At 38.4% G+C, this 25,702-nt stretch carries 24 protein-coding genes and 4 tRNA genes; 17 read left to right on the forward strand and 11 right to left on the reverse strand.

The window, feature by feature from the left end; translation table 11 throughout:
- Positions 1 to 162 precede the first annotated feature (162 nt).
- The 5 genes from AC1M9B_RS12530 to AC1M9B_RS12550 all read left to right on the forward strand — a co-directional run bounded on the left by AC1M9B_RS12530 (position 163) and on the right by AC1M9B_RS12550 (position 5,611).
- Complete coding sequence (locus AC1M9B_RS12530; protein WP_035265169.1) at positions 163 to 423, forward strand: FAD assembly factor SdhE; 261 nt, start codon at positions 163 to 165, stop codon at positions 421 to 423.
- 61 nt (positions 424 to 484) lie between these two features.
- A complete protein-coding gene (locus AC1M9B_RS12535) occupies positions 485 to 799 on the forward strand; it encodes a hypothetical protein (protein WP_481596500.1) in 315 nt (104 codons plus the stop codon).
- A 537-nt stretch (positions 800 to 1,336) separates the two neighbouring features.
- Entirely contained in the window at positions 1,337 to 2,380 is a 1,044-nt protein-coding gene (locus AC1M9B_RS12540) for a hypothetical protein (RefSeq protein ID WP_035265182.1), read from the forward strand.
- A gap of 84 nt (positions 2,381 to 2,464) precedes the next feature.
- On the forward strand, positions 2,465 to 3,052 hold the full coding sequence (gene rrtA / locus AC1M9B_RS12545; RefSeq protein WP_481586792.1) for a rhombosortase: 588 nt from the start codon (positions 2,465 to 2,467) through the stop codon (positions 3,050 to 3,052).
- A 1,173-nt stretch (positions 3,053 to 4,225) separates the two neighbouring features.
- On the forward strand, positions 4,226 to 5,611 hold the full coding sequence (locus AC1M9B_RS12550; protein ID WP_481609220.1) for a TRAP transporter large permease subunit: 1,386 nt from the start codon (positions 4,226 to 4,228) through the stop codon (positions 5,609 to 5,611).
- 94 nt (positions 5,612 to 5,705) lie between these two features.
- Here the strand turns inward: AC1M9B_RS12550 and AC1M9B_RS12555 are convergent, their stop codons facing one another.
- The 4 genes from AC1M9B_RS12555 to rnr all read right to left on the reverse strand — a co-directional run bounded on the left by AC1M9B_RS12555 (position 5,706) and on the right by rnr (position 11,127).
- Positions 5,706 to 5,915 (reverse strand): YheV family putative zinc ribbon protein, encoded by a 210-nt coding sequence (locus AC1M9B_RS12555; RefSeq protein WP_481609221.1) that lies wholly within the window; start codon positions 5,913 to 5,915, stop codon positions 5,706 to 5,708.
- Positions 5,916 to 5,955: 40 nt separating this feature from the next.
- The gene (locus AC1M9B_RS12560; protein ID WP_481609210.1) at positions 5,956 to 7,995 is read right to left on the reverse strand and encodes a M3 family metallopeptidase; all 2,040 of its coding nucleotides are present in this window, start codon (positions 7,993 to 7,995) and stop codon (positions 5,956 to 5,958) included.
- Positions 7,996 to 8,061: 66 nt separating this feature from the next.
- Positions 8,062 to 8,619: a hypothetical protein gene (locus AC1M9B_RS12565; RefSeq protein WP_179999281.1), complete on the reverse strand. Its 558-nt coding sequence runs from the start codon at positions 8,617 to 8,619 to the stop codon at positions 8,062 to 8,064.
- 69 nt (positions 8,620 to 8,688) lie between these two features.
- On the reverse strand, positions 8,689 to 11,127 hold the full coding sequence (gene rnr, locus AC1M9B_RS12570; protein ID WP_481609222.1) for a ribonuclease R: 2,439 nt from the start codon (positions 11,125 to 11,127) through the stop codon (positions 8,689 to 8,691).
- A gap of 262 nt (positions 11,128 to 11,389) precedes the next feature.
- On the opposite strand from rnr, the gene AC1M9B_RS12575 reads away from it, so the two are divergent.
- The 4 genes from AC1M9B_RS12575 to AC1M9B_RS12590 all read left to right on the forward strand — a co-directional run bounded on the left by AC1M9B_RS12575 (position 11,390) and on the right by AC1M9B_RS12590 (position 12,130).
- Positions 11,390 to 11,480: transfer RNA gene (locus AC1M9B_RS12575), tRNA-Ser, on the forward strand.
- Positions 11,481 to 11,496: 16 nt separating this feature from the next.
- Positions 11,497 to 11,573 (forward strand) — tRNA-Arg (locus AC1M9B_RS12580).
- Between the two features lie 43 nt (positions 11,574 to 11,616).
- Positions 11,617 to 11,693 (forward strand) — tRNA-Arg (locus AC1M9B_RS12585).
- A gap of 360 nt (positions 11,694 to 12,053) precedes the next feature.
- A tRNA-Arg gene (locus tag AC1M9B_RS12590) sits at positions 12,054 to 12,130 on the forward strand.
- Between the two features lie 75 nt (positions 12,131 to 12,205).
- On the opposite strand, the gene AC1M9B_RS12595 is transcribed toward AC1M9B_RS12590, so the two are convergent.
- Positions 12,206 to 13,513, reverse strand: coding sequence for an SRPBCC family protein (locus AC1M9B_RS12595; protein ID WP_481609211.1), 1,308 nt, complete (start codon positions 13,511 to 13,513; stop codon positions 12,206 to 12,208).
- A gap of 171 nt (positions 13,514 to 13,684) precedes the next feature.
- Between AC1M9B_RS12595 and AC1M9B_RS12600 the strand changes: the two genes are divergently transcribed.
- Entirely contained in the window at positions 13,685 to 14,188 is a 504-nt protein-coding gene (locus AC1M9B_RS12600) for a YcxB family protein (protein WP_035265193.1), read from the forward strand.
- 45 nt (positions 14,189 to 14,233) lie between these two features.
- Positions 14,234 to 14,872: a fumarylacetoacetate hydrolase family protein gene (locus AC1M9B_RS12605; protein ID WP_481609212.1), complete on the forward strand. Its 639-nt coding sequence runs from the start codon at positions 14,234 to 14,236 to the stop codon at positions 14,870 to 14,872.
- 51 nt (positions 14,873 to 14,923) lie between these two features.
- On the opposite strand, the gene AC1M9B_RS12610 is transcribed toward AC1M9B_RS12605, so the two are convergent.
- Positions 14,924 to 15,727, reverse strand: a complete 804-nt coding sequence (locus AC1M9B_RS12610) for an AraC family transcriptional regulator (RefSeq protein ID WP_481592032.1) — start codon at positions 15,725 to 15,727, stop codon at positions 14,924 to 14,926.
- Between the two features lie 102 nt (positions 15,728 to 15,829).
- Between AC1M9B_RS12610 and AC1M9B_RS12615 the strand changes: the two genes are divergently transcribed.
- Complete coding sequence (locus AC1M9B_RS12615) at positions 15,830 to 16,771, forward strand: DMT family transporter (protein ID WP_481592031.1); 942 nt, start codon at positions 15,830 to 15,832, stop codon at positions 16,769 to 16,771.
- Positions 16,768 to 17,655, forward strand: coding sequence for an aromatic amino acid DMT transporter YddG (gene yddG, locus AC1M9B_RS12620; protein WP_481609213.1), 888 nt, complete (start codon positions 16,768 to 16,770; stop codon positions 17,653 to 17,655). The genes AC1M9B_RS12615 and yddG overlap by 4 nt, the downstream gene beginning before the upstream one ends.
- Positions 17,656 to 17,692: 37 nt before the next feature.
- On the opposite strand, the gene AC1M9B_RS12625 is transcribed toward yddG, so the two are convergent.
- Complete coding sequence (locus AC1M9B_RS12625; protein ID WP_481592029.1) at positions 17,693 to 18,937, reverse strand: YihY family inner membrane protein; 1,245 nt, start codon at positions 18,935 to 18,937, stop codon at positions 17,693 to 17,695.
- Positions 18,938 to 19,051: 114 nt separating this feature from the next.
- Between AC1M9B_RS12625 and wrbA the strand changes: the two genes are divergently transcribed.
- On the forward strand, positions 19,052 to 19,648 hold the full coding sequence (gene wrbA / locus AC1M9B_RS12630) for an NAD(P)H:quinone oxidoreductase (protein WP_035265209.1): 597 nt from the start codon (positions 19,052 to 19,054) through the stop codon (positions 19,646 to 19,648).
- Between the two features lie 51 nt (positions 19,649 to 19,699).
- Here wrbA and AC1M9B_RS12635 read toward each other — a convergent pair whose 3' ends face one another.
- On the reverse strand, positions 19,700 to 20,074 hold the full coding sequence (locus AC1M9B_RS12635; RefSeq protein WP_035265212.1) for a hypothetical protein: 375 nt from the start codon (positions 20,072 to 20,074) through the stop codon (positions 19,700 to 19,702).
- Between the two features lie 270 nt (positions 20,075 to 20,344).
- Between AC1M9B_RS12635 and AC1M9B_RS12640 the strand changes: the two genes are divergently transcribed.
- The 3 genes from AC1M9B_RS12640 to AC1M9B_RS12650 all read left to right on the forward strand — a co-directional run bounded on the left by AC1M9B_RS12640 (position 20,345) and on the right by AC1M9B_RS12650 (position 23,341).
- Entirely contained in the window at positions 20,345 to 21,325 is a 981-nt protein-coding gene (locus AC1M9B_RS12640; RefSeq protein WP_481609214.1) for an aliphatic sulfonate ABC transporter substrate-binding protein, read from the forward strand.
- 115 nt (positions 21,326 to 21,440) lie between these two features.
- Positions 21,441 to 22,490 carry an isopenicillin N synthase family dioxygenase gene (locus AC1M9B_RS12645; RefSeq protein ID WP_481586802.1) on the forward strand — a complete coding sequence of 350 codons (1,050 nt, stop codon included), beginning with the start codon at positions 21,441 to 21,443 and terminating at the stop codon, positions 22,488 to 22,490.
- Positions 22,487 to 23,341 (forward strand): MetQ/NlpA family ABC transporter substrate-binding protein, encoded by an 855-nt coding sequence (locus AC1M9B_RS12650; RefSeq protein ID WP_481609215.1) that lies wholly within the window; start codon positions 22,487 to 22,489, stop codon positions 23,339 to 23,341. Before AC1M9B_RS12645 ends, AC1M9B_RS12650 begins: the two co-directional genes overlap by 4 nt.
- Before the next feature lie 36 nt (positions 23,342 to 23,377).
- Here the strand turns inward: AC1M9B_RS12650 and AC1M9B_RS12655 are convergent, their stop codons facing one another.
- The 3 genes from AC1M9B_RS12655 to AC1M9B_RS12665 form a co-directional block, all read right to left on the reverse strand.
- Positions 23,378 to 23,953: a xanthine phosphoribosyltransferase gene (locus AC1M9B_RS12655; RefSeq protein ID WP_035265221.1), complete on the reverse strand. Its 576-nt coding sequence runs from the start codon at positions 23,951 to 23,953 to the stop codon at positions 23,378 to 23,380.
- Positions 23,954 to 24,035: 82 nt separating this feature from the next.
- Positions 24,036 to 24,749 (reverse strand): DUF3108 domain-containing protein, encoded by a 714-nt coding sequence (locus tag AC1M9B_RS12660; RefSeq protein ID WP_035265223.1) that lies wholly within the window; start codon positions 24,747 to 24,749, stop codon positions 24,036 to 24,038.
- Positions 24,750 to 24,890: 141 nt separating this feature from the next.
- The gene (locus AC1M9B_RS12665) at positions 24,891 to 25,571 is read right to left on the reverse strand and encodes a hypothetical protein (RefSeq protein ID WP_179999309.1); all 681 of its coding nucleotides are present in this window, start codon (positions 25,569 to 25,571) and stop codon (positions 24,891 to 24,893) included.
- Positions 25,572 to 25,702 lie beyond the last annotated feature (131 nt).

Raw genomic sequence — 25,702 nt, forward strand, 5'->3', positions numbered from 1 at the left:
TGTTATTAGAATAGCCACAACATAAGAGAGTCTGAACATTGGTGCAATGTGTTGAATGCTCAAAACACAAGAAATGCTGATGAATTTGGTCAATTGATATTTTTAAAACACAAAGCTCATGGCTTCAGTTAAAATGGAATGAACACAGATTAGGGGATAAAAATGTACGATGAATTAACGCTTGAAGAGCGTAAAGTTATCTATCGCGCACGTCGTGGGTTAAAAGAAATTGACGTGTATTTTGATCCTTATGTAAAGCAATACTATTTGCAAGCTGAACCTGAAGAGAAAGCAATGTTTGCTGAATTGGTTGAGCAAGAAGATCCTGATTTATTGGATTGGTTTATGGAGGTTTCTGAACCACCTCGACCTGAATTGCGCCAATTTATTCAAAAATTAAAAGATTATGTCCATAATCCATGAGCGTTATTCACTGAAACACAGCCTTTATTCAGCTGTGTTTCACGCTTTCTTTATGTTCATCATGAGTATTACTTTATTAATCAGTATTGAGCTCATTTATGCTTTAAGCAGTATTATATTTATACTGATTATCTGGTGGGGTTTTAGAAAAAAACCACAATTAAGTGAATTACAAAAACTAGACAAAGATTTATGGTCGATTCAAATGACTTCAAATCCAAAAATATACCAAGCAAAACTGACTCGAGTTTTTCATTTTCATTACTTCGTTGTACTCAGTTTTAACGAAAAGAAATTAGATTCTTTGGTGATTTGGAGAGATCAAATAGATGAAAAACAATGGAAAAGCTTGATTACTCATGCAAATTTTGGCTAATTGTTAGACAAAAAGTGCTTTATTTTACAATTTAAAACATGATAAAAAACAATTATTTAAAAACGTATAGTATGAACAAAAAATGAATTGTTTGACGAAAATGAAAGAAAATCAAATTGTTAGACAAAAATGCGATGAAATCTAAATTTCTAAAGTACATTAAATATACCAACAGCTAATGAGGAATTTCAAAATGAGCGAAATTCATATGTGGTTGTTTCTAGTGGTTGCTGCTGTTATGGCAATTATAATTGGAAGACTAGGAACTGTGCTGAAGGAACGAATTGAACACCACAACAACGAACAAAATAAACTCTCTTGAGTTTACCATTTAATAAGTAGCATGTGCCGAACCGTCGCAATGCTACTTTTTTTTGCCCAAAATTTTAACAATTCAAAAAATAAGTCAATTATTTCAATTCAGATCAATGACAGACTAATTGTTAATGAAGTGCATTGCTGCACTTTTATTCAGCGATTGCATCTGATATTTTAAATCGCAAGGATGACAAAATTATAAAATTGAGGACAGGAAGTATGTCTAAATTAAAGACTCAAGGTCTTTTCACGGCAATTGCGGTTGTAGCAGCTACAACTTTATCTGGATGTTCATACGTAATCAAAACTGGTGCGAATGCATCACTTGCGTTTAGTGAAAAACACATCTTACCGCCAGTACTCTCAATGGGTGATGTGGATATGGTGTGTAATCAGGGCACAGCTTTGACTCCTGTGATTATGGCGACTAAAGATATGGGTGCTGATCCGACCCGTATGGCAGTTCTTTTATATTCAGCTTCAGGGATGTGCGCAGAAAATCGTGCCTTAGATGCAGAATTAAGATACCTAAGAGCATCAAAAGCAGGTCAAGTGACAGAAGCACAAGATGCGCGTATTGAACAAAAGCGCTGGGCTGCTGTTGCTGCCGAACGTCAATATACGGGTTATCAATTGTTTGCGGAGCGTTGGCAGTCTAAATATAAATATAATTTAGGTGACTCATGTCCAACTATGCGTCGTAATCTTGACCAAACAGTATATCTGTTAGGCATGTTAAGTGGCTTACAAGCGATGACCAATGATATTGCTTCTGGTGGTCAAGTGCATGTTCCTAAAGATATCGCAGCAATTGTTGAACGTGGCATGGTCTGCCTCGATAACAACAAGTTCTGGGGCGTACCGAATGCTACTCGAGCAGTGATTTGGACATTATTACCTGGAGCTGATGCAGGCAAACCAGATCCATACCAAACGCTTAAACAATCTATGCAAATTGGTGAGCAAAAAGGAGTACGCTTATCGCATGCCTTGTATGCTGTTGCAGCACAAGCCAGTGGTGACGATGCAAAAATACGTGATGCATTACGTTCTTATGCCGCTTCACGTGCTGAAGAAGTTCCTGTAAATCCAGAGTTTAAGTTATTGGATAATATGGCAGGACAAATGATACAAGCGATCTCAGACCGTTATTGGACGGAGAATACAGGTGTCCGAACTGAAGCAGATGGAATGTCGAGCTTCTGGGATGATCAAGCGACCAATGAAGCCGATGATCTTTTCGAGAACACATTAGGCGAATAAGATTTTTTAATTTTGTTCAAAATTAAAAATGGAGTTATTCAAGAAAAAGAGCTTTAAGCTCTTTTTCTTTTAGGAATACGAAAGATGAAAGATACTATCCTGATTCGAAAAATACTGTTTATTGCATGCTGTATCAGTATTGCTGCTAGTTTGCAGATTTTTCAGGAGTATTTTTTCTATTGGCGTCCTGTATTGGATGAAGAAATTTGGCGAGTATGGACAGCTCACTATGTACATGTGGGATGGATACACTATGCATTGAATATGGTGGGTTTAGCCTGCCTACCATTCATCTTCCCATATGTCAAAATTAGGTACATGTTGTACTTGTTGATCGCACTCCCGCCATTAATTAGTTTAAGTTTTTTTTATGTTTATCCTCGCGTTGAAGCTTATGCAGGTCTATCAGGGGTGCTACATGGTATGTATATGGCTTTGGCAGTTTATTTTTTAAAATTTGAAAAAGAACGTAAATTCTCGCTGCTTGTATTAGCTTTAATCACGGGCAAAATTTTGTGGGAAAATATCTTTGGTTCTCTCGATACTGCGCAAATGATTGGTAGCCCAGTATTGGTTGAAGCACATTTAACAGGTGCAATATGGGGGGCATTACTCAGCATGTTCTTTTTAATTTATCAGCACATCTCCGTGAAGGACACACACATCTCTTAATTCCTCTGATGCTTAATTATCACTTATTTTAATGTGTGATCAGATTCAAATCTTTTGCATTTATTTTTTTAAGGTCATATTTGTTTAAAAAAATAAATACAGTATGGTATAGCCTACTGATTTAGTTGGTTTTTATCTCGCTCTTAAGAGGTGAATTGATGAAAATTGGCATAAATTTAAAAAAAATGGAAAAGTCAGTCATTCTTTTTTAAAAAAAAATCAGTCAGATTCATGTGATAAAAGTGGTAAGGAAATTAGGTAAAGGATTTTGCCTAAGCCCGAATTAGAAAAGATGAGCTGTACAGGCAATGTATAGCAGTATTAAATAATGGAATAACAATGCAAGAGCCTTCTAAAAAGAGATCTGGGTTAGGTCTACTTAGTTATATATGGACTGAGTGGATATCTGCGTTTACGATTTTGCTTCTACTGTTACTGACGCTCATCATCGGGACAGGAGAAATGATTCACGGGCAGATGTTACGTATAGGTGAAAGTCTATACGGTGACGAAAAAATTGGTATGCAGTATTCATTCTTGCGTGCCGAACCTGAAAAGCCAGTCTGTGATCGAAATCCAAATATTGACCTTTTGGTTCAAAACCAAATGCAAGCTAATGCAAAAGATGAATTTGCAGATATCTTTGGTACAACGTCTGAAGAAGATGTTCGTGCCTCTGTATTGGCTGGTCAACAGTTATGTGAAGAAAAATATGCCTTCTATGATAAGTCAATTCAGTATTTAGAAGATAATCCTTCAATACGAACTTACCGAACCATGGAAACAACTTTCTTTGGTATTTTCCAATTTGGTACGGAAAATAAGGCAGTTCTATTGATTATCATGGTGGTACTTGCAGCGATCACTGCAACACTTAAAATCCACCACATTGGTCTACGCGGTCCAAGTTCTGTTTTAGATTATCGGGTTTACGCTGTCGCAATGATACTTGCGAACAGTTTCTTAACCAGTTCAGCGATCAGTCAGTATAGATCTGTATTGAACTCTGGTGTTCCGCCAACCAGTGAGATGACAATCATCTATTGGTTATGGATAATCTTGTTCAGTACACTGACATTAATTAGTTTGTACCAATTGTTCCGTGTACCAGAAAATGCGAAGCCAGGTGGTACGATTGGCATGGCATTATTGTCAGTCCCACTTTATGCCTATATGGCGATCACAACAGGATTTAACTTTACCTTTGTGATGGACTATCCAATGGGTCAAGGGATTTATTTAGGGCAGCTGGTTGAGTTCTCTACCATTTTCCTTAATTTATCACTGTTCATTTGGGCAGGTATGCTGTTAAAGCAGACATTAATTGTTGATAAATTCCTAAATATTTTACGTCCATGGAATCTAGCGCCTGAAACGCTTACCTGGTTAATCTTACTTGCTGCTGCATTACCTACAGCTTATACAGGTGCATCAGGTATTTTTGTAATCGCTGCAGGTGCGATCATTTATAAAGAAGTTTGGAATGCGGGCGGACGCCGTCAATTCGCTTTGGCTACAGCAGCGATGTCGGGTTCGCTTGGTGTGGTACTCCGTCCATGTCTATTGATTGTTGTTGTTGCATCACTGAACAAAGAAGTAACGACTGATTTATTATACCAATATGGTATCGGTGTTTTCCTCATCACTTCGACACTGTTCCTATTAATTTCACTGTTCTTTGCTGAGCAAAAATTCCGTATTGCAGCGCCATCAGTTGCATTCCCGAATTCCGCTAAGGCATTAGTGGCAGTAGTTCCTTATGTGATCGTGTTCCTGATCGTGTGGTCATTCTACAAGTATGCATTAAATACCAATTTGAATGAGTTCACTGCACCAGTCATGATGCCAATCATCTTACTTGTCATGGTGCTTTATGAAAAATTACGTCATGAACCAGCACCACTCGCACCAGTAGGACATTGGGATACGACATTAAGCCATACTTCGGTTGAACAAGAAGCAGCTAAGGCGCGAGTGTCAGCATCTGAAATTGCAGCGCAAGATAGTCCAGACAATCCTGCGCGTAAAGTGAGTTTCTGGAAGTCAATTCATGTATCTGCAAGTGAAACAGTCGGACATATCGGGGCGCTTGTGATCTTAATGGCATTGTCTGTCAGCGTTGGTGGATACTTAGAGCGTATCGAGTTGATGGAACACTTCCCAACGGATATTGAAAATATCTATATCGTGATTACCTTGATCGTATGTCTCATGGTATTTGTCGGTATGATTATGGATCCGTTTGGTGCTGTCATCTTAATTTCAGCAACAGTTGCGCCTGTCGCCTACGCTTATGGTATTGATCCTGTTCACTTCTGGATGATTGCTTTAATTGGTTTCGAATTGGGTTATATATCACCTCCAGTTGCACTCAATCACTTGCTCGCAAGGCAGTCGATTGGAGATGAAGAGGTGGCTGCTGCCGATGCAGAAGTGAAAGATAAAACGTTCTACTACAAATACGAACGTTGGATTCTACCTCTGATTGTGATGATTCCAGCAATGTTGATTATCGCCTATGTGCCTTATATCTTTAAGTTATTCGGTTGGTATCAATAATTAAATAAAATAAGCACCTTCGGGTGCTTATTTTTTGATGAATTTACAACAAAGCCAGCTCCATCGAGCTGGCTTTGTTGATTTTTAAAACATCTTAATTTCTTGGGCGCGGCTTAAATTGAATAACACCAATTTCGTCTGCAACCTCAGGCATTGGAGGTTCATCTATATGTGTCGGACGATTTTCAGAATAGTTACATTCAATACATTCGATCCATTCTGAATCACCTGAAGTGAGCATGACAATACGATCCATAGCTTCACATTTCGGACATTTTGCACCTGCAATGAAACGACGTTTGATCGACATAATGACACTCACCTTCAAAAATTAGTAGCGTAGTTTAAGCAGTTTTAGTGTCATTCGTCCAACCTTGATGGCGTAATAATGCATCAATTTTAGGCTCACGACCTCTAAATTTAACAAAGGCATCAAGCGCTGTATCTTTACCGCCTACAGCAAGCACTGTTTTGCGGAAAGCAAGTCCAGTCTCTTGGTTGAAGATGCCTTCTTGTTCAAAGCGATCGAATGCATCACTTGCTAAAACTTCAGCCCATTTGTAAGAGTAGTAGCCTGCGGCATAACCCCCTGCGAAAATATGGCTAAAACTATTTTGGAATCGGTTGTATGGTGCTGTAGGGAGAACAGCATATTGTTCACGAATTTCGTTTAGAGTGTGTTGAATACCTATTGCATCTAAAGCAGGTGATTGTTTATGTATATTCAAATCAAACATGGCAAACTCAAGCTGACGAAGGGTTTGCATGCCTGATTGGAAAAATCTCGCATCCAAAAGCGACTTAAGGAGTTCTTCAGGTAACGGTGTTTTGGTTTCAATGTGTTGGCTGATTAAAGCCAAGCTTTCATTATCCCAAGTCCAGAACTCCATAAACTGACTTGGTAGCTCGACGGCATCCCAAGCGACACCATGTGTACCTGCAACAGAGATATGATCTACTTCTGTGAGCATGTGATGCAGGCCATGTCCAAACTCATGGAAAAGAGTTACGACTTCATCATGTGTCAAAAGCGCAGGTTGTTGACCAATCGGTGGTGTAAAATTACCGACCATGTAACAAATCGGTTTTTGCATACCATTATTGGTTTGCATACGTGAGCGGAATCCGCTCATCCATGCTCCACCACGTTTCCCACTTCTAGCGTATAAGTCAAAATAGAATCCACCTACGACACTGCCTTGATCTTCAAGCTCATAATATCGTGCATCTGGATGCCATACTGGTGCTTCACGTTCAATGACTTGAATACCATATAAACGCTCCACAATTTTAAATAAACCTTGAACGACGACAGGGGTAGGGAAGTATGGCTTAAGTGCTTCCTGAGACAGATTAAACTGTTGAACTTTGAGTTTTTCCGAGAAATACGTCGTGTCCCAAGGTTGTAGTTCATCTACACCATGAGATTGAGCAATTGCTTTTAATGCCTCAATTTCTTGTAGGGCAGGTTTACGAGCATGTTCTGCCAACTCAATCAGGAATTGATCTACAGCTTCAACACTTGGAGCCATCTTACTTGCCAGTGAATATGCTGCATAATGATCAAAACCTAAAAGTTGAGCCATTTCTTGGCGCAATTTGAGAATTTCTTCCATCACCGCAGTATTGTCATATTCAGGGTGATCTGACTGATCCGACGCTCGCGTGGTATATGCTTTATATAAGGCTTCGCGAAGCTCTCGATTATCTGCGTAAGTCATGATCGCAAGATAAGAAGGGAAATCCAATGTCGCCACGGCTTGATCGAGTTCACGTTGTTGACCGTATTGCTTTAGCAGTTCGATACTGCTCGCAGGTAAACCAGCAAGTTCATCTTCAGTTAATGGTTTGAAATATGATTGTGTGGCATCAAGAACGTGGTTAGAAAAATCTGAAGAAAGCTGCGATAAACGAGCTGATATTTCTGCGTAGCGTTTTTTTGCATCGCCTTCTAGAGCCACGCCTGAGAGTTTAAAGTCTCTAAGTGCAAGTTTAATCGCACTCTGTTGAGCTTCTGGTAAATCCGAAAAAATAGGTGCATCATGCACATGTTGGTAGGTTTGATAGAGCGCAGTATGTTGCCCTAATTGTGTGTAGTATTCACTTAAGCTAGGTAAAAGAGACTGATAAATCTCGCGGGTTTCAGGATTGTTCATCACAGTATTTAAGTGAGACAAAATTCCCCAAGATTCGCTCATTTGGTTTTCTAATTCATCGATTTGATCGAGCACATTTAATTGTAATTGTACCGTGTCTGGGACTTTCTCGAGTTGGTTTATAAAGTGTTGACCATTTTGAATCGCTTGTTCAATCTGTGCTTTAAGTTGATCAAGTGTAATTTGAGAAAAATCGGGTACAGGCAAAGTTGCCTTTTCTAAAGTCATAATGTCATGCCAATTAATATTTTGAGTTAAGTATAGATGTAAGGGGCTCGGATAGAGAAATCAAGTTTATTTAGGTCTTTTTAAGAATTCTTTATTAAACTTTTCTAATTCTTTGTGAATTTTCTCTAGTTGATTGTTTAAATCACCAGTAGATGCAGGTAGTTCTTCTAGCTCTCTAATATTGATTGATGAAATATCTTTTATTCTTGATTTCCAAAGAGACAAAGGAAACCTAAATTGATAACTGATTTCAAAAATTAGTACTTGGTCATTTAATGCTTCTATTAGTCCACCATATTGTCCCCAATCATAAAAATAATCCTGATTGGGATGCATTATTTTGATTCCATGTTTAAAAATTCCTGTCTCAAAATATTCGACAGGATCATTCAAGTGAGTAATACCAAATGCACGTCGAGGTATTGGATGAGAACTAGTAATTTTTATATTTTCTGCGATACCATTTCCTATATTTTTTATATGTAATTGAATGAAACTCTGTTTTCCATAATGGGGAGTTGCATAAGCTATAATTTGAGGTGCTTGATTAGTTTTAAAAACTAAATATGTCACTAATAAGGCTGTTAAAGAAATAATAAGTGTGAGGATTTCGGTGACGTTCATAACAATATCTTTTTGTTAATATAATATTGATTATAAATAAAAAAGAGCGCCGTAGCGCTCTTTAAAGATTTAGTCTAATTTAGCTTTCGCATTCGACTTTTTCTTTTTCACTTTAGCTTTCTTTTTCGCTTTATCTTTTACTTTTCCATCAGATTTTTTGTCTGATTTTTTAGAATAAGAGCTTGGTTTTGCCTTGGACTTTTTCTTACGAACAGGGCGTTCACCGTTTTCATCTTTATCTTTTAGGAGTTCGACAGGCTCATTCAACATGCGATTTAACGCTTCTTGCTTGGTGACCGGTTTTTCCTTTACGACACGTGGTGCTCGACTACGAATAGCGCGACCTGCATGGCTGAGTTGTTGAATCAATTCAAAATCAATCTTACGTTCTTCTAAATTGACACCTGCAACCTTGATGCGTACTTCATCACCCAAACCGAAGGTCTGACCACGATTTTGCCCAACTAAACTTTGACTCGCTTGATCGAAGACAAAGAAGTCATCGCCAAGCTGGCTTACATGGACCATACCATCGACATATAAATCTTTTAAAGTGACAAATAGACCAAACTCAGCCGTAGCACTAATGACGCCAACAAACTCTTCACCAAGATGCTGTTGCATATAATGGCATTTTAACCAAGTGGTTACTGAGCGAGAAGCTTCATCAGCTCGACGTTCTGTTGCCGAGAAATGATTACCGGCTTCTTCTAGTGCGCCACCTGAGACTGGTGCAGGTTTATTTTTCAGGTGTGCTTTGATAGCACGATGTAATAATAAATCTGGATAACGACGAATTGGAGAGGTGAAATGAGTGTATGCCTCATACGCCAAACCATAGTGACCAGCGTTATTTGGCCCATAATAAGCTTGCATCATGGAGCGAAGAAGCACAGCATGAATACTTGGCGCATCAATACGGTCTTTAGTGGCTTCAATGACCGCTTGGTAGTCCGCTTGCGTAGGTTGATCAGGGAATTTCAAACCTAATAACTTAACAAAGTCGCGAACTTTTTGAATGCGTGAGAATTCAGGTGGCTCATGCACACGATACAACATTGGAATTTCGTGTTTTAAAGCAAATTCAGCAGCAGCGACATTGGCTAACAACATACATTCTTCAATGAGTTTATGAGCATCGTTACGTGATCTTGGTAGAATTTCTTTAATTCCACCAAGTTCATCAAAGGTCATGTACGTTTCAACGGTTTCAAATTCCATTGCATGGCGTTCTGCACGTAAACCTTTTAATACTAGGTAAAGTTGGAATAATGTATTCAGTGATTTACGCACTGTACGATCTTCAGGTACAGCTTGACTATCACCTTCAAAATATTTTGCAACTTGGTCATAGGTGAGTCGTGCTTTAGAGTGCATCACCGACGGATAGAATTCAAATTTTGTGACTTTACCTGCGCGACTTAAATTCAAATCACAGACCATACATAGACGATCGACATTTGGGTTGAGTGAGCATAAGCCATTTGAAAGTGCTTCAGGCAACATCGGTAAGACAAAGTGAGGGAAGTACACAGATGTACCGCGTTCTTGTGCTTCATCATCTAAAGGTTTACCAATACGAACATAATGACTGACATCTGCAATTGCAACCACGACGCGATAGCCGCCACCAGGACGTTTTTCTGCATAGACAGCATCGTCGAAGTCACGCGCATCTTCACCGTCAATTGTGACTAAGGGTAAATCTCTTAAATCAATGCGTCCTTGACGATCTCGTGCTGTCGGTTCTTTAAAACTTTCAGCTTCTTGAACTACTTCTTCTGGAAATTCGTAAGGTAAACCATATTCTAAAATGGTTTGAGGAATAATAATTTCAGTATCAGATTTGTCGGCCATAGATTGAATAATATGACCTGTAGCAAACTCTTCACGATTTGGAAAATCATCAATTTCAACTCGAAGAGAATCACCAACTTTAGCTTTCGCATGCGCAATGAGTTCTTTTTCTAAGGTAATCGGTTGATGCGCATTTGGATTTGCTGGTTGAATGAAGTATTCACCTTCATATTCTGCGAGTTTCCCAATGATTTGTTTGACGCGTCGTTGGGTAATTTCAGTAATGAAACCCCATGGTTTACCTTTACGGTCAACAGAGGTCTGTTGAACTTTAACTCGGTCACCATGGAAGACTTGACGTAATTCACGCTCAGGTAACAAATATTCTTCTTTCTTACCATCTATACTCGCAACCCCTAAACCTTTGCTATTGATATAGATGGTCGCATCATGAACAGGTTGATCTGCCATAAGCTGGAACTTATAACCTTCTTTCGTCAATTGACCATCACGAACCATCGCACTTAAACGGTGACTAAGTGCTTCAATACTTTTTTGATCCGCAATTTCGAAGTGTTCCACAAGGTCTGCATGAGACAATGCTTTTTTCTTATTCTCAATCGTTTCTAGAATCAGAACACGGCTTGGAATAGGATTATCGTAACGTTCAGCTTCCGCTTTGGCTTCAGGGTCGACCCAATTTTTCATAATGTCTTTGGCTTCATATCAGAAGATAAGTTTAGCATAAGACATGATGAGAAATACTGCACGTAAATGATTGCAATAAAGTGTTTTTAGTTCATAAATTATAAAAGAGATGCAGAATAGACAGTATTAAAGTGAAATTAATGCAGATTAAAGGCAAAAAAACTGAAAATTGTTTAAAAAATATATGATTGAACAAAAAACATAGAATTTTTTAAATTCTCACTTGAAGAGTAGGGACGAAGTTTGTATTATGGCGTCTCGTTACGGTGAGGTGGATGAGTGGCTGAAATCACTTCCCTGCTAAGGAAGCATACCTATTACTGGTATCGAGGGTTCGAATCCCTCTCTCACCGCCAACGATAAACTTGAAATGCGCTCATAGCTCAGCTGGATAGAGCACTTGGCTACGAACTAAGGGGTCGGGAGTTCGAATCTCTCTGAGCGCACCAATCAAGTTAATCGATGTAACGAAGTCGTAAGACACTCAAGTACGCGCTCATAGCTCAGCTGGATAGAGCACTTGGCTACGAACTAAGGGGTCGGGAGTTCGAATCTCTCTGAGCGCACCAACTTGATCATCTCTAAGATGTAAAAAAGAGAAGAAACCGCTTAATTGCGGTTTTTTTGTTTCTAGAATGAAGTGATGCTATAAATCATCATATTTTATTAGCTACTTAAGAAAGAAATAAATTTTAAAATTTCTACACATATTATTTTTAATTAATAGATATTAGCTCTTATAAAAACATCATCAATCCAACTCAGGATTGTTTGGAATTTGGATTGATCTTGTTGACCATCTCTTAAATTGTTGATTATCTAGCCATAATTTACATTTACGTATAAATACTGTTCGCTTGATTTAAATTTTATTAAAAAGTACTTAACAAATAATAATATTCATATATAATGCACTCCATCAAGACGTCGCGCTCATAGCTCAGCTGGATAGAGCACTTGGCTACGAACTAAGGGGTCGGGAGTTCGAATCTCTCTGAGCGCACCAACTTGATCATCTCTAAGATGTAAAAAAAGAGAAGAAACCGCTTAATTGCGGTTTTTTTGTGTCTATTTTTTTATCTTATTTCTTCTGCTCTTCGTTTTTGACTTTCAATGCAAAGACGACATTCGCCCCAACTGTAGGGAGCACATCATGATAAGGCAAGCTCCGTGCTGCACGAATCAGGAACGGTGCTTTTTCATCTATTTTTCCAGCATTCGTCATTTTCAATAAAGTACCTTGTTGAAACTTATCAAATTGCATTTTTCCTTTAATGTATTTCAGATCACCGCCTTGAGCATAAAAACTATTCTGATTCGAATGAGGAAAGCTAAAATTTAGTTTAAATCGGAATGGAATTTGAATAACTCCTAACCCGAGTTCAACTTTAAAATCTGCCAATTGTGTTTGGTCTTTTAGGGTTTCGATATCAATAGATTTGAGTTGGCGGGGAAACAGCTTTTTATAATGTACAGGCTGTGTCCATTTTTGTAATTGTTGCACTGGTTGGGAATAATACTGATACGTCGTCACAAAACGCATTGATTCTGCACCGTGTTGATAAGGCACGGTTGTCGGTGTATGGACAAAACTTACAGGGTGTTCGGTGATACGACTGATTTGTGCGATTTTGGCTATTTGATTTGTCGTTAATTGGTCGGATGGAAATTGTCCTGGTTTGAGCGCACTCGAAGAAGGCGCTGTTAATTTTTTTCGAATTGATTCAAGTAAAAATGCATGTGTACCACTTGGAATTCCCATTTTTGCTTCAGGCACTGCATTCAGAACTTTGCTAAATAGAAAACCTTTAGGTTGGTTCAAATCTCCCCATTGCGTTAGGGTCAGAAGAGTATGATTTTGATCCAATTTGAACCATTCAAATTTGCCTAGACCATAAGGAACAGGTGCATCCACAATCAAACTTGAAATACTATTGGCTTCAATATGATGCTGAAACACTATGGTCTCATTAAAGTTGAGCACTGGTATTGGTGTTGGAATGGAAATTTTATATTGAACCTGAGTGATATTTTTTTCTTGATTTAATATTTTAGCTGATTTCAATGTCGGGAATAATCCAACAAAATTTTCAAACTGTGAAAGCGTTTTGGCGACCTTTTCTTCATTAACAGGCAATACGATGGCAGATGATGTGAACTTCACATTTGGATTGGGTTGTTTTTTGCGTGTCGGAATAGATGTTTGGGTATTTGTGTGCGCATAGATGAGAATCTGATCTTTGGCGATGCTGGCGAGTTCGGTACTATTATTTTGAAATGGTTTTAACGCACTGGGTATATTTTCTTTCCATTCAATAATCGCGCTGTACGACAAGCTGGGTATAAAAATAAGGCTTAAGCACAATGCTCGATAGTTAAAGTATTTCATTTTCATCCTGAACTATGAATTTAGACTTTTTATTTTGTGTCATTGTAAATCGTGTGATGCTTTCATCAATAGTGCGATGATGTAATCAACAGTATTCATTAAAACGACAATTCGATTTCAGGTAAAGTGGTGTAATATCTTTGCTTAAGAAAATCGATTGTTGAATCCCCTATGTCTGATACTCAACCAGTTTTATCTGTCCGTTACTTCTTAAATTTACAAGAGTCTCAGGATGGTTTTGCATTAGCTACTTTTGGCAAAAAACAATTTACGCGTTTTTTAACGCCACTTGTCAGTATTGCGATCGTGATTTGGGGGCTTTATCTTGGATTAGAGGGTGTAGGACGCTATTACGTGGCTTTAGGCACGTTCTTTATCTTTTTACAAATCGTTATGCGTTACTGGTTCTTACCTATGATGTTCAAGCGTCAGTTTGAAAAATATCAATTTGGTAAGACTGAACAAGGTATCGATTTGTTTCAAAACTCTGCCGAGCTTTTTTCAAGTGGTCGTCCTAAACAAGCATTTGCCTACAGTGAAGTACAAAAATTTGTAGTGGGTAAATTGACCTATATGCTTGAACTCAAAAATCATACAGTGGTCATTATTCCAAAACGTGCATTTGAGTCTGATGTAGACAGAACACTGTTTGAAAATACATTCCAAAAACGTTAAGTTTTGATGAGTTCATTACTCAAACTATAAATAAGAGAGATTTTCATGAGTGCAGTTCCATCAAAAATTGTATGTGTCGGTCGCAGTTATGCTGCGCATGCTCAAGAATTAGGTAATGCGATTCCTGATCAACCTGTCTTATTTATCAAGCCGCCGAGTAGCTTGGTGTCCTTAGCAGAAGGGATTGATTGGAATCGTGCATTGGGACAGTGTCATCATGAATGTGAACTTTCATTACGAATAGATCGACCGCTCAAAAACGTTACGGATCCTCAAGAGGCATTAGCAGCAGTAGGTGCAGTCACCCTTGGTTTGGATTTGACTTTAAGAGATCAACAAGATCAGCTTAAAAAGAAAGGACAACCTTGGGAACGTGCGAAAGCATTTGATGGATCTTGTATTTTGGCAGATTGGATTTCGCTTGATCAGGTCCCAGCATTAGATCAAGTCCAGTTTAAGCTCGAAATTAATGATCAACTTAGGCAACATGGTGATACGGGTTTACTGATTTTTAAATTAGGAGCGCTTTTGGCAGAAATCAGTCAAAACTTTAGCTTAATGTCTGGTGATGTTGTCATGACGGGTACGCCTGCAGGTGTGGGACCATTGGAATCGGGTGATCAGCTCAAAATGACTTTGACTGGCTTAAAACAAGATTTTGTGTGGACTACGCAAGTGCATTAATGATGCATCAAGCTCAATTAAAAAGGATGATGGTTCATCCTTTTTTTATGGCTAGAGATTGTCTGAGTTGATGTTTTTACGAAACTGTTGGGGCGTGATGTGCATCCAGCGTTTAAACATATTGATAAAGGCTGAGGCGTTGGCATAGCCCAAATCTAGAGCAATATGTTCAACGGTTTTATTTTCAGACAATAAGCTTAATGCTCGTGTAATTTTAAAGCGTTGACGCCATTCATTGAGCGACATCGAAATTTCAGCTTCACATAGGCGAGATAAAGTGCGCTCACTCATATTCACCATTTGAGCATAATCTCTCAGTGGACGCTGATCACTGAGATGCTCATGGATGTAGGTAAATATCGTTTGTAATGCAGGATGATCAGAATGGGGCAAGTAGCTTTTGAGCAGGGGTGAGCTTTTTAATTGATCCAGTAAAACCATTAAAAGTCGTTGATATTCGGGTTGATCATGTTTGAAATAAGTTTTTCTGAGTTCATTGAGTAGCGCCGTCACTAAGGGGGAGCTTAGTAAAATACCTGCTTGTTTGGGCAATGCATCACACAGGCTTTCATGCACGTATAAGGTGGCATGAGAAACAGCTGTGAGATTAATACTGCTGTGATGCAGATGCGGCGGTAGCCAAATTCCGTAGGGCGGAGGTGTTAAATATTGATTTTGATCAATATGAACTTCCATTACACCATCAAATGCATAGATAAATTCGCCCCATGCATGACCGTGTTTAGGATATTCCGAATGGGCTGGATCATTGCGGAATGTTAGCCAAAGATTCTCTTGGATATGATCATAATTATCTAACTGAACGAATAGTTCATGTGGATGGCGTTTTGGCATATTAAATTGCCTGAATAAATGTATTTGTTGTCTGTTTCGAATTATATATTCTAATTCAGTCAGCAGTATAGTGACGACTTGTTTGTGTGAAGAGTGCCACTCATGGGTGAGCGAAGAGGTCTTGACCTTCAGGCGTCAAGCTTAATGATCGTATTGTGTTTAGTCTGGGGTTTACAGCAAATTATCTTGAAACTTGCAGCTACTGATATTAGTCCTCTGATGCAAATCGCATTGCGCTGTGGTTTGGCAACCTTGCTTGTCGTTCCATTATTGTATCGACAACGAGTGCGACAACTGTTTCATTACCGTTATGTTGTTCCTGGAATTTGGTTAGCCTTTTTATTTTCTGCAGAATTCTATTTGGTTGCTGAGGCACTCAGGTACACCAGTGCTGCGCACACTGTTGTTCTGCTCTATACCGCGCCTATTTTTGTGGCTTTAGGCTTACATTGGAAAGTCAAAGCTGAAAAATTGAATCACTTCCAGTGGTTTGGTATTTGGTTCGCATTTTTTGGCATCGCTTATACTTTTTTAGTGCGTGATCAAGCTCAAAGTCAACTCAACCATATTTTATGGGGAGATTTTCTTGCTGTAATGGCAGGGATGATGTGGGCATTGACTACGATTTCTTTAAAATTTTCAACGCTTTCTGAGGCGCCTCCCACTCAAACATTATTTTATCAATTGCTTGGGGGCTTTATTTTTTTATTACCCTTAGCTTTTTGGACTGGACAAGCAGATGTACGCTGGTCACAACTGGCGTTTCTGAGCTTAACATTTCATGTGGTTGTCATGTCTTTTTTAAGTTTGCTGCTATGGTTTTGGTTGTTACGAACTTATTTAGCAAATGGCTTAGGTGTGTTTTCGTTTTTGACCCCCATGTTCGGCATGTTGTTTGGTGTCTGGCTATTAGATGAGGAGATCGAAACGAGTTTCTTGGTCGGTTCTTGTATGGTTCTTGCAGGGATTATGATTGTGTCTTTACACCGCTGTTTGAGAATTTATCTTGATCGAATCGGCGCAAGAATTGGAGCATTCCATTGAATCAGTACACATGGCTGGGATTAAGCTCGATTTTGATTTGGGCCTCGTTGGTTGCGGTGGTGAAACTTGTAACTGAATCATTAAGCCCGGTACAGGCGGTGGCACTGATCTATAGTTTTAGTGCATTGTTCATGTTATGGAAAAATGGTTTTCCCAAGCTTTCACTCATGCCTAAAAAATACTTATGGGGCTGTGGTGCTCTTTTTGTTGGCTACGAGATCCTGTTTTTAATTTCGATTGCACTTTCAACGCATCGAGAACAGGTATTAATCATATCAATGATTAATTATCTTTGGCCTCCTTTGCTGATTGTATTTTCGATTCTTGCACGGCAATTGAGCGCGAATATTTGGGTGATTACTGGCTTTGCATGTGCCATTCTTGGGTTAATGATGGTTGTTAATCCAGATATTCTCGAGCCGAAAAGCATATTGGTGGCCGTGCTTGAAAATCCATTGGCGTACTCATTTGCTTTCATCGGCGCCGTACTATGGCCTTTGTACAGTATATTTACCAAGAAATATGCAGAAGGTCATAATGCTGTTCCATTTCTTTTTCTAATGACTGCAGTTGGGTTGTGGGCTGTACATTTTGTGATGCGAGAACCGTTTGTTGAGCTGAATTTGATGACATGGCTGATGGTTGTAGTCATTGGCAGCTTAATTGGCTTGGCTTACAGCAATTGGAACCAAAGCATGCAATATGGACATCTCAAAATTTTAATTTTGGCAACGTATTTTATGCCCATTTTTTCAAGTCTGATGTCGATGCTGATTCTAGATGTGCAACCTCTAATGAGCTTTTGGATCGGTTGTGTCTTAGTGACCTTAGGCGCACTTATTTGTTGGCAATCTACACGTCCATATAATCCGTCTACGAAATAAGAAAAGATCTATAGAGGTCTTTTCTTATTGCAAGAGTTTATTTTTCTTCAAGTATGGTCGATAGCGGTACGGAGAGCTTTGCAGCCAGATAATCATCAGCTTCAATCAGTGCAGGACCAATACGGTTCATCCATACATCATCTTCATGAATTTTTCCGATATCATTTTTATCAGGCAGCGTATAAGGCAATGATTTATAAAATGACCAAAAATCAAGATGATCTAAATTTCTAACCAAAACATATTCATTATTATCTGTACGTTTAATAATATTCTGCTGTTCTAATAGATTAACATATTTAGGCCAGCGGCCAATTTCACCGCGTCCTAAAATATCAAGTGCCTCCAGATCGGTTACGGTTTTACCTTGTTTTTGTTTTTTATAGAATAACTCAAGCATATCTAGAAGCATGAGAATTGGATGGCGCGTTTGGGTCTTACCTGTATGAAATGCTGTGAGGGCATAACTTATCTCAACACCAAGCAGTACGATGTTCCAAGAGAGATAAATCCACAACAGGAAAATTGGAACTGCTGCAAAAGCACCGTAAACCAACTGATAACTGGTAAAGTTAGTCATCACGAAGCCGAATAAATTTTTCAGTAACTCGAAGGTAACAGCACTAAAAATCGCAGCAATCATGGCTGCTTTTATTGGAACAGAGCGGTTTGGAATCGTCCAATACAAGGCAAAAAAACCAAATGCGGTGAGTGCAAATGAGATGACCCATAAAATAAAAGTGCCATTCAATTCATAACCTGCAAAATTATTGCTTAGGATGTTCATAGACGCTAAAGTCGATGAAATCACAAAAGCCGAACCCAGCAGGATTGGTCCCAGTGAAATGATGGTCCAATAGCGCATAAAACCAATAATGCCATTACGCGTTTCTGTCACACGCCAAATACGATTGAATGCTGTCTCAATGCTAGTGAGCATCATTACTGTGGTAAAGAATAAAAACAGCACACCAATAATGGTTAAGTTGCTCGAATTGTCAGTAAACGCATTCAATGCTTTATCAAACGCGATACTGGTTTTAGGCAGAAAATTACTGTAGATCAATTGTTGTAATTGTTGCCGAGCAGGTTCTAATGCTTTAATCGATGAAATGATAACCAAGAATACGGTCAACATCGGCACGACAGCGAAAAGTGTGGTGTAAGTTAAAGAGCCTGCTTGCTCACGACAATTGTTAGCTTCAAAGCGTCGTAGTACAAACAAAATAAACTGAAACCATGTTTTATTGTAGAAAGGTAACTTTTTTAAGATTTCCGCCATAAATAATGAGTCTCGAGTATTTTTTAGTTAAAATTCTGTACGTTCGTTGCACAGCTTAACCAAATTTTAAAAAAAATACCGTATAGTTTTCTTTTTTCATTGGATGATCTTTTTATGCAAGCATATGTTCTAGTTTTGTATTACAGCAAATATGGTTCAACCAAGGAAATGGCACATTTAATTGCTCAAGGAATTGAATCTACTGGAATGCTTGCGAAAATTAGAACAGTTCCACAGTTGGCAACAGTGGTGACCGAAGCAGCACCAAGTATTCCAGAGGAGGGCGATATTTATGCGACTTTGGATGATCTTCAACATTGTTCGGGACTTGCATTAGGATCACCAACTCGATTTGGCAATATGGCATCAGAAATGAAATATTTTTGGGATCAAACAACGAGTTTATGGCTCAATGGTGCATTGCATAATAAACCTGCTTGTGTATTTGGTTCATCGGGCTCTATGCACGGCGGGCAGGAAAGTACATTACTGACTATGTTGCCACCTTTGTTTCATCATGGAATGTTGATTTTGGGTTTAACCAATGCCAACCCAGCTTTATCGAATACAAAATCAGGTGGGACACCCTATGGTGCTACACATGTCAGTGGTCCTAGACACGATCAATCTCTAAGCCAAGATGAAAAATCACTGTGTATCGAGCAAGGGAAACGATTAGGTGAAGTGGCGTTGCAAATGTTAAAGAAATAATTTAAAAGATTATTTTATCAGGCATAAAAAAAGTGAGCTTCTCGCTCACTTTTATTTTGAAATATGTTTTTGTTCAAACCGGTGTTTGCACTTTTTGCATTGGTAATCGAGGAAAACATTCTTATCGACGATTTCTCCCGCTTTTTTTCCAAAACGATGACCTAAAAAGCCACCAGTCACACCCACACTGATTGCACCAACAAAAGTGCCAATTGTGCCACCCATGATTACACCTAAAGGCCCCGCAACAGCACCAATGGAAGCACCAATAGAAGCACCTGATGCAGCACCACCCACAGTACCCGCAGTTGTACCCGCTGCGGAAAGAAGAACACCACCTGTTTTTTGCAGTAATTGTTCATGGTTGCGTTTTTCAATATCAGTTGAACCGCATTTTGGGCAGTGTATTTCTAAGTTTTCAGTCATTTAGGATTGCTCTAATCTATACATCCATTTATTTAAAAGATTCTAGCATTGCGCTTAAAGTTGCAACATGGCCGAATGTAGAAAAACTGTAATGGCAGATAAAATAAAAAATTGATTTGAAAATAGATTAATTTAATTTTTAAGGATAAAACCATATTTTATGAGCAGGATGGCTTAGATCTTGAACTGAATAACTAAGCGCAAATAGTGATTTAATTTTTTTCGAAGTTTGGCTTATTTTTTTATTCCAATCAAAAAATTACCAAGACAATGAAAAAATTATTTGTACTAAGCACCATTGTGACATTGAGTTTTAGCCTTATTGCATGCTCAAAAGAAAAGCCTACTGAGCTTAAGGGGCAAGATGAATCAAAAGAAAAGTTAACAACCTTGAATATTGGCTATCAAAAAGCGGCGCTTAAATTCATCGTTGCAAAACAAAATAAAACTTTTGAGCAGGCATTCCCTGGTGTGAAAATTCAATGGAAAGAATTCCCGGCAGGTCCTCAAACACTAGAAGCATTAAATGTCGGTGCTATTGATGTGGGGTATACAGGGGATACACCTGTAATTTTCGCACTTTCTGCAGGTAAACCAATTCAATATTTAGCTTATGAAAATGGATCTAAAAACTCACATAGCTTGCTCTTACCCAAAGACAGTACGATTCAAAGCTTAAAGGATCTAAAAGGTAAGCGCATTGGTGTTACACAAGGTTCAAGTGCGCATTACTTTCTCTCACAAATATTAGATCAAGCTCAATTGAGCTGGTCTGATATTCAACCCGTCTGGTTAACGCCTGCAGATGCCCGAGCTGCTATTGATAAAAAATCACTCGATGCTTGGGCGATTTGGGATCCTTATGCAAGTGCTGCTTCGCTTAAAGGTGATACACGTGTTCTTATTGATTCAAAAGCTTTGCCATTAGCGTATAGCTTCTATTTGTCTTCTCCAAAATTTTTAAAACAACATGCGGTTGAAGCCCAAAGATTTGTGCAAACATTAAATCAAGTAGATGATTGGATCAATCAACACCCAGATCAAGCCGCAAAAATTTTGGCGCAAAGTACAAGCTTGGACGAAAATATTACCAAACTGGTTTTAGAAAAAAGAAATATTCCTGCTTATGCCAAACTGGTCGATACAGATACAGTCACGGCGCAACAAAAAATTGCAGATTTGTTTTATCGACTCAAACTCATTCCGAATGCGGTGTTTTTAAAAGATCATGTGTGGACTGGGCAAGAGTAAGTGATTGAACGCGAATCATATTTTTATAGACGCATAAGTATCCAATTTAAATGATTTCAAAAGCATTCATCTTTCAGTCATTAATACAATGAAGTATTAGAAAGATGAGTGCATCATGAATCAACCATTACAACAAAGCTTAACAGCACTTCCTATTCTAAATTTAAGTCAATTTGATCAATCATCAACGCAAGCAGATTTTCTGCAACGACTTGCACATATCGCCAAGGATATTGGTTTTTTTTATTTGACAGGTCATGGCATTTCAGCTGAAAAAATTTTGGAGATTCAGCGTATTACTCGACAGTTTTTTTCGCTGCCACAAGAACAAAAAGATGAAATCGCTATGATTCATTCCCCGCATTTTCGAGGGTATAGTCGAGTAAATGCCGAAGTTACACGTCTGCAACCTGATTTTAGAGAACAAATAGACATTGGTTTTGAGCTGGCAGCATTAGAACCTGAAACTGGACCGACATGGAGACGTTTACAGGGACCAAATCAGTGGCCTTCGAATTGGCCTGAGTTTCAACGCGTAGTCACCGCATGGCAACGAGATCTCAGACAAGTTGCAATTAAATTATTAAAAGCCTTGTTGCTTTCATTGGGGCAGCAGGACACAGCACTTGATCAATTGATTACAGGCAGTCCACATGAACTACTCAAGCTGATTCATTATCCCCCAATTGATCAAATGAATCATCAGGGTGTAGGCCCTCATAAAGACTCCAATATTTTAACTTTACTTTTACAAGACCAGATCGGAGGACTTCAGGTCTTAAGTCAAGGCAAATGGATTGAAGTACCATTTGTTGAACACGCATTTGTCGTCAATATCGGTGAGGTTTTAGAGCTTGCCACAAATGGATATTTGATTGCGAATCAACATCGAGTCATATCTCCAACCAATGCAGAACGGTACTCGGTTGCTTATTTTCTTTCTCCAAATTTATTTGCTGGTGAAATTCCGCTTTTAAATCTTGCAAATGATTTAAAAGCACTTGCACAAGGACCAGAGACAGATCCACTGAATCCTTTACTGAGAAATGTGGGAGAAAACTGTATCAAAGGTCGACTTAGATCTCATTTAGACGTTACTGAAAAATATTATCCAGCGCAATTTAAACAACTCAAACAATCAACAACAATATCGAGTAAATCATGAAGTCAAAATACGCCCAATTTTTATTTATTATTTTTGCAATTCTCATTATCAGTGCATGTAGTGCTCAACCTGAACCTCAAAAAACAAAGCAAACACAACAAACAATCGTGATTGGATCACATGGATCGGATGTTGATATTTGGAGACATATCGCGGATTCTGATCAGGCGAAAGCAGCAAATGTTGACATTGAGGTGAAAGAAATTAATGACGGTGTGGCTTTGAATCAAGCTTTGCTCGATGGTGAAATTGATGTAAATGCATTTCAATCTTGGGCGTATTTCAAAGAATTTAATGACTTGAATCATCATAAGCTTGCTGTCTTGGCGACCACTTATTTAGAGCCTATGGGTTTATATTCTCAAAACTACAAGTCACTAACTGCTTTGCCTGATCGGGCCTTAATTGCAATTCCAAATGATGTGGCGAATACAGCACGTGCATTAAGACTATTAGAACGTGCTCAGTTGATTCAACTTAAGCCAGATTTTAATACGATTTCTGGAACTCTTGAAAGTATCCAGTCAAATCCGAAATCACTCCAATTTAAATTGGTCAAAGGTGCGCAACTCCCACGTGTCTTGTCTGAGGTGGATTTAGCTGCAATTGGAAATACTATTGCTCTAGAAAGTGGACTAAATGTAATAACAAATGCGATATTTAAAGAAGAGGTTACTGATAAAGCTTTAGAAAATGTCAATATACTGGCAGTGCGTAAAGATCGATTGAATGATCCACAATTTCAAAAACTTTCAAATCTTTACCATCAGCCTTACGTTGATGATTATATTCAAAAGCATCTTGGTGGTACAAAATTGGGTATTCAACTTGATCCTGCCACATTAAAATAAAAAAAGCGCCGTTAGGCGCTTTTTTACTGTTCAACATTATTCTTGAACAAAAGTCACTGTCCCATTTGCAAGTGATTCAACACGAGCAAGTGATTCAACTCGGTAACCTTTTTCAAGTAAAAGATCACGGCCAGGTTGGAACGACTTTTCAATCACGATACCAATCCCGACAACCTCAGCTTCAGCTTGGTGAATCAAATCAGCTAAACCTAAAGCTGCTTGTCCATTCGCAAGAAAGTCATCGATCACAAGAACCTTATCTGTTGCTGCAATGTGCTTCTTAGAAATAGCAATTGTGCTTTCTACTTGCTTTGTAAAAGAGAATACTTTTGAACGATATAAATCATCTTTTAAAGTTAAAGATTGATACTTACGTGCAAAAATTACCGGTACACCAAGTTCCAAGCCAGCCATCACAGCAGGTGCGATACCTGAAGCTTCAATTGTGATGATTTTGGTGATGCCTGCATCTTTGAATAGACGAGCAAATTCTTGACCAATTTGTTGCATCATCACTGGGTCGATTTGGTGGTTTAGAAAAGAATCAACTTTTAAAACCTGATCAGATAGAACGATACCTTCGTTTAAGATTTTCTGTTCTAGTGCGTACACGGGAGAATCCTCTAGGGCAGGTGCCTTTTTAAGCAAAGACGTATTTTAAAAAGCATCTGCAAAAAAGCAAGTAAAAAATGCCTTAATTTTGTGGACCGTTATACCCTGTCAGTAAGAGCCCGTATGAAGATTTCTTATCTTGGTGTGTGACTTTCACTGGTAGATAGTCCAATTTCGGAGACAGCCAAAAAATCGTTTCACGACCTGGTTTATCATGTTTCATCACTACTTTGATGGTATCAAACGTACCGTACTTGGTTTCTACTTTTTCAGTGCCTTGTTTGACGAAACGACGTGATTCAACTTCTTTAGCATCTGCAATCCAATATTGCGATTTTAAACCGTTATTTTTTAAGTCTTCACGAATTTGCAATTCTGCATTTAACTCATCCAGTACACCAGATTTCCAAGCAAATGAACGTTGCTCTTTATCTTTGGTGGTGTTAATGGTTTTGGCACTTGGATTAAATTTAATGCTCATTGTATTGTTATGAACCAAAATTTTACTGGTGCGACTGAAATTGGATGATTGAATCTGATTATTGTTGAATGTGAAGTTACTGGTTTCAGTCGCTGAAGCAATACCACCTGCTTTAGCTGCAAAAACGTAATTCCATGTGTTACCTGATTTTTTCAAGGTTCGTGTTGCTGACCCCAAGTTTTTACCATTGTATGCAAACTGATAAGAGGCTTGGAAGGGCGTCATGGCAAGCGCTTGACTTGAATAGCCTGTGAAAAGCACGGCTGTACCTACACTTGCAATCACACTCAAAGTTTTAAACGATTTAAATGCCATAAATATTTTCCTTTACCTTCGTATCGAAGGATCACTTGAAGTTTTATTATCTCTGATAAATAAGGAGAAATAATCAATAATCACAGTGAAAATGTATTTTTCTGTAGCTTAAGCTTTATGACGACATCAAAACGCTGCGCTCTAGTCGTCCTTTTGTTTAATTGGTGTAATGTGATCACTTTCCACTTCATCAGATTTCGATTTGAATCGATCAGTATTCATTTTGCTGAATAAAGCCATCAAATTTACATTACCAATCACCACCAATTCTGTTTCACGAAGTTCTGCATGGTTGACGTGTACTTTGCCCAATGTTTCAATGATCGAGCGATTTTTTCCGAGCCACTGATTTAAATCGAGATGTAAGAGATCGTCTTTGACTTTAATGACATTAAACCGCTCTAAAATCATGCCAAGTGGATCTTTACGAAGAATTTTTTGATAGAAAAATAGGGCAGAGCGGAATGCAATTTTCATCCAAAAGGTTTGAAATTTTGCTTCAATGACTTCGGTTTCACTAATTTGTTCAAATACAATCAGTTGTACATCTTTATTCAATTCCATTTGAATCAGCTTTAAATCTACAGAGAGAATGGTATAAAGCCCTTTCACATTCAAAGTGGCATAGAGTCGAAGCCAATCGTCGTGTAAATCAGCATGTAAGTCTTCAAGGATGCTGACATTGTCGGTCACAAAGCGCTTGAAAGTCGCATTTAAAAAAACTTGAGAGACAGGAAATTCACGTTCTTCTTCAATAAACCCTTCAGCCTTTTGATAGACTTTACGAAATTTGTTCGCGATATTTGAAATAATCGTTGGCATAAGTGAAGTTCCATTACCTCTAAATCTTGTGAGATGTCAGCTAGTGTATATCTTGTAGGTGATTACTGCCGAAGGATAACAGCTTATCCAATTGCGATGTAATGTTTACAAAGACGTTTATTATGGTTTTG

The organism is Acinetobacter sp. ANC_7513, assembly GCF_056779915.1.

Bases quoted from the DNA above. Each gene is read 5' to 3' on its own strand.
- AC1M9B_RS12530 (WP_035265169.1), top strand. From the start codon at position 163: ATGTACGATGAATTAACGCTTGAAGAGCGTAAAGTTATCTATCGCGCA.
- AC1M9B_RS12535 (WP_481596500.1), top strand. From the start codon at position 485: ATGAGTATTACTTTATTAATCAGTATTGAGCTCATTTATGCTTTAAGC.
- AC1M9B_RS12540 (WP_035265182.1), top strand. From the start codon at position 1,337: ATGTCTAAATTAAAGACTCAAGGTCTTTTCACGGCAATTGCGGTTGTA.
- rrtA (WP_481586792.1), top strand. From the start codon at position 2,465: ATGAAAGATACTATCCTGATTCGAAAAATACTGTTTATTGCATGCTGT.
- AC1M9B_RS12550 (WP_481609220.1), top strand. From the start codon at position 4,226: ATGGCGATCACAACAGGATTTAACTTTACCTTTGTGATGGACTATCCA.
- AC1M9B_RS12560 (WP_481609210.1), bottom strand. From the start codon at position 7,995: ATGACTTTAGAAAAGGCAACTTTGCCTGTACCCGATTTTTCTCAAATT.
- AC1M9B_RS12565 (WP_179999281.1), bottom strand. From the start codon at position 8,619: ATGAACGTCACCGAAATCCTCACACTTATTATTTCTTTAACAGCCTTA.
- AC1M9B_RS12595 (WP_481609211.1), bottom strand. From the start codon at position 13,513: ATGAAATACTTTAACTATCGAGCATTGTGCTTAAGCCTTATTTTTATA.
- AC1M9B_RS12600 (WP_035265193.1), top strand. From the start codon at position 13,685: ATGTCTGATACTCAACCAGTTTTATCTGTCCGTTACTTCTTAAATTTA.
- AC1M9B_RS12605 (WP_481609212.1), top strand. From the start codon at position 14,234: ATGAGTGCAGTTCCATCAAAAATTGTATGTGTCGGTCGCAGTTATGCT.
- AC1M9B_RS12610 (WP_481592032.1), bottom strand. From the start codon at position 15,727: ATGCCAAAACGCCATCCACATGAACTATTCGTTCAGTTAGATAATTAT.
- AC1M9B_RS12615 (WP_481592031.1), top strand. From the start codon at position 15,830: ATGGGTGAGCGAAGAGGTCTTGACCTTCAGGCGTCAAGCTTAATGATC.
- AC1M9B_RS12625 (WP_481592029.1), bottom strand. From the start codon at position 18,937: ATGGCGGAAATCTTAAAAAAGTTACCTTTCTACAATAAAACATGGTTT.
- wrbA (WP_035265209.1), top strand. From the start codon at position 19,052: ATGCAAGCATATGTTCTAGTTTTGTATTACAGCAAATATGGTTCAACC.
- AC1M9B_RS12635 (WP_035265212.1), bottom strand. From the start codon at position 20,074: ATGACTGAAAACTTAGAAATACACTGCCCAAAATGCGGTTCAACTGAT.
- AC1M9B_RS12640 (WP_481609214.1), top strand. From the start codon at position 20,345: ATGAAAAAATTATTTGTACTAAGCACCATTGTGACATTGAGTTTTAGC.
- AC1M9B_RS12645 (WP_481586802.1), top strand. From the start codon at position 21,441: ATGAATCAACCATTACAACAAAGCTTAACAGCACTTCCTATTCTAAAT.
- AC1M9B_RS12650 (WP_481609215.1), top strand. From the start codon at position 22,487: ATGAAGTCAAAATACGCCCAATTTTTATTTATTATTTTTGCAATTCTC.
- AC1M9B_RS12660 (WP_035265223.1), bottom strand. From the start codon at position 24,749: ATGGCATTTAAATCGTTTAAAACTTTGAGTGTGATTGCAAGTGTAGGT.
- AC1M9B_RS12665 (WP_179999309.1), bottom strand. From the start codon at position 25,571: ATGCCAACGATTATTTCAAATATCGCGAACAAATTTCGTAAAGTCTAT.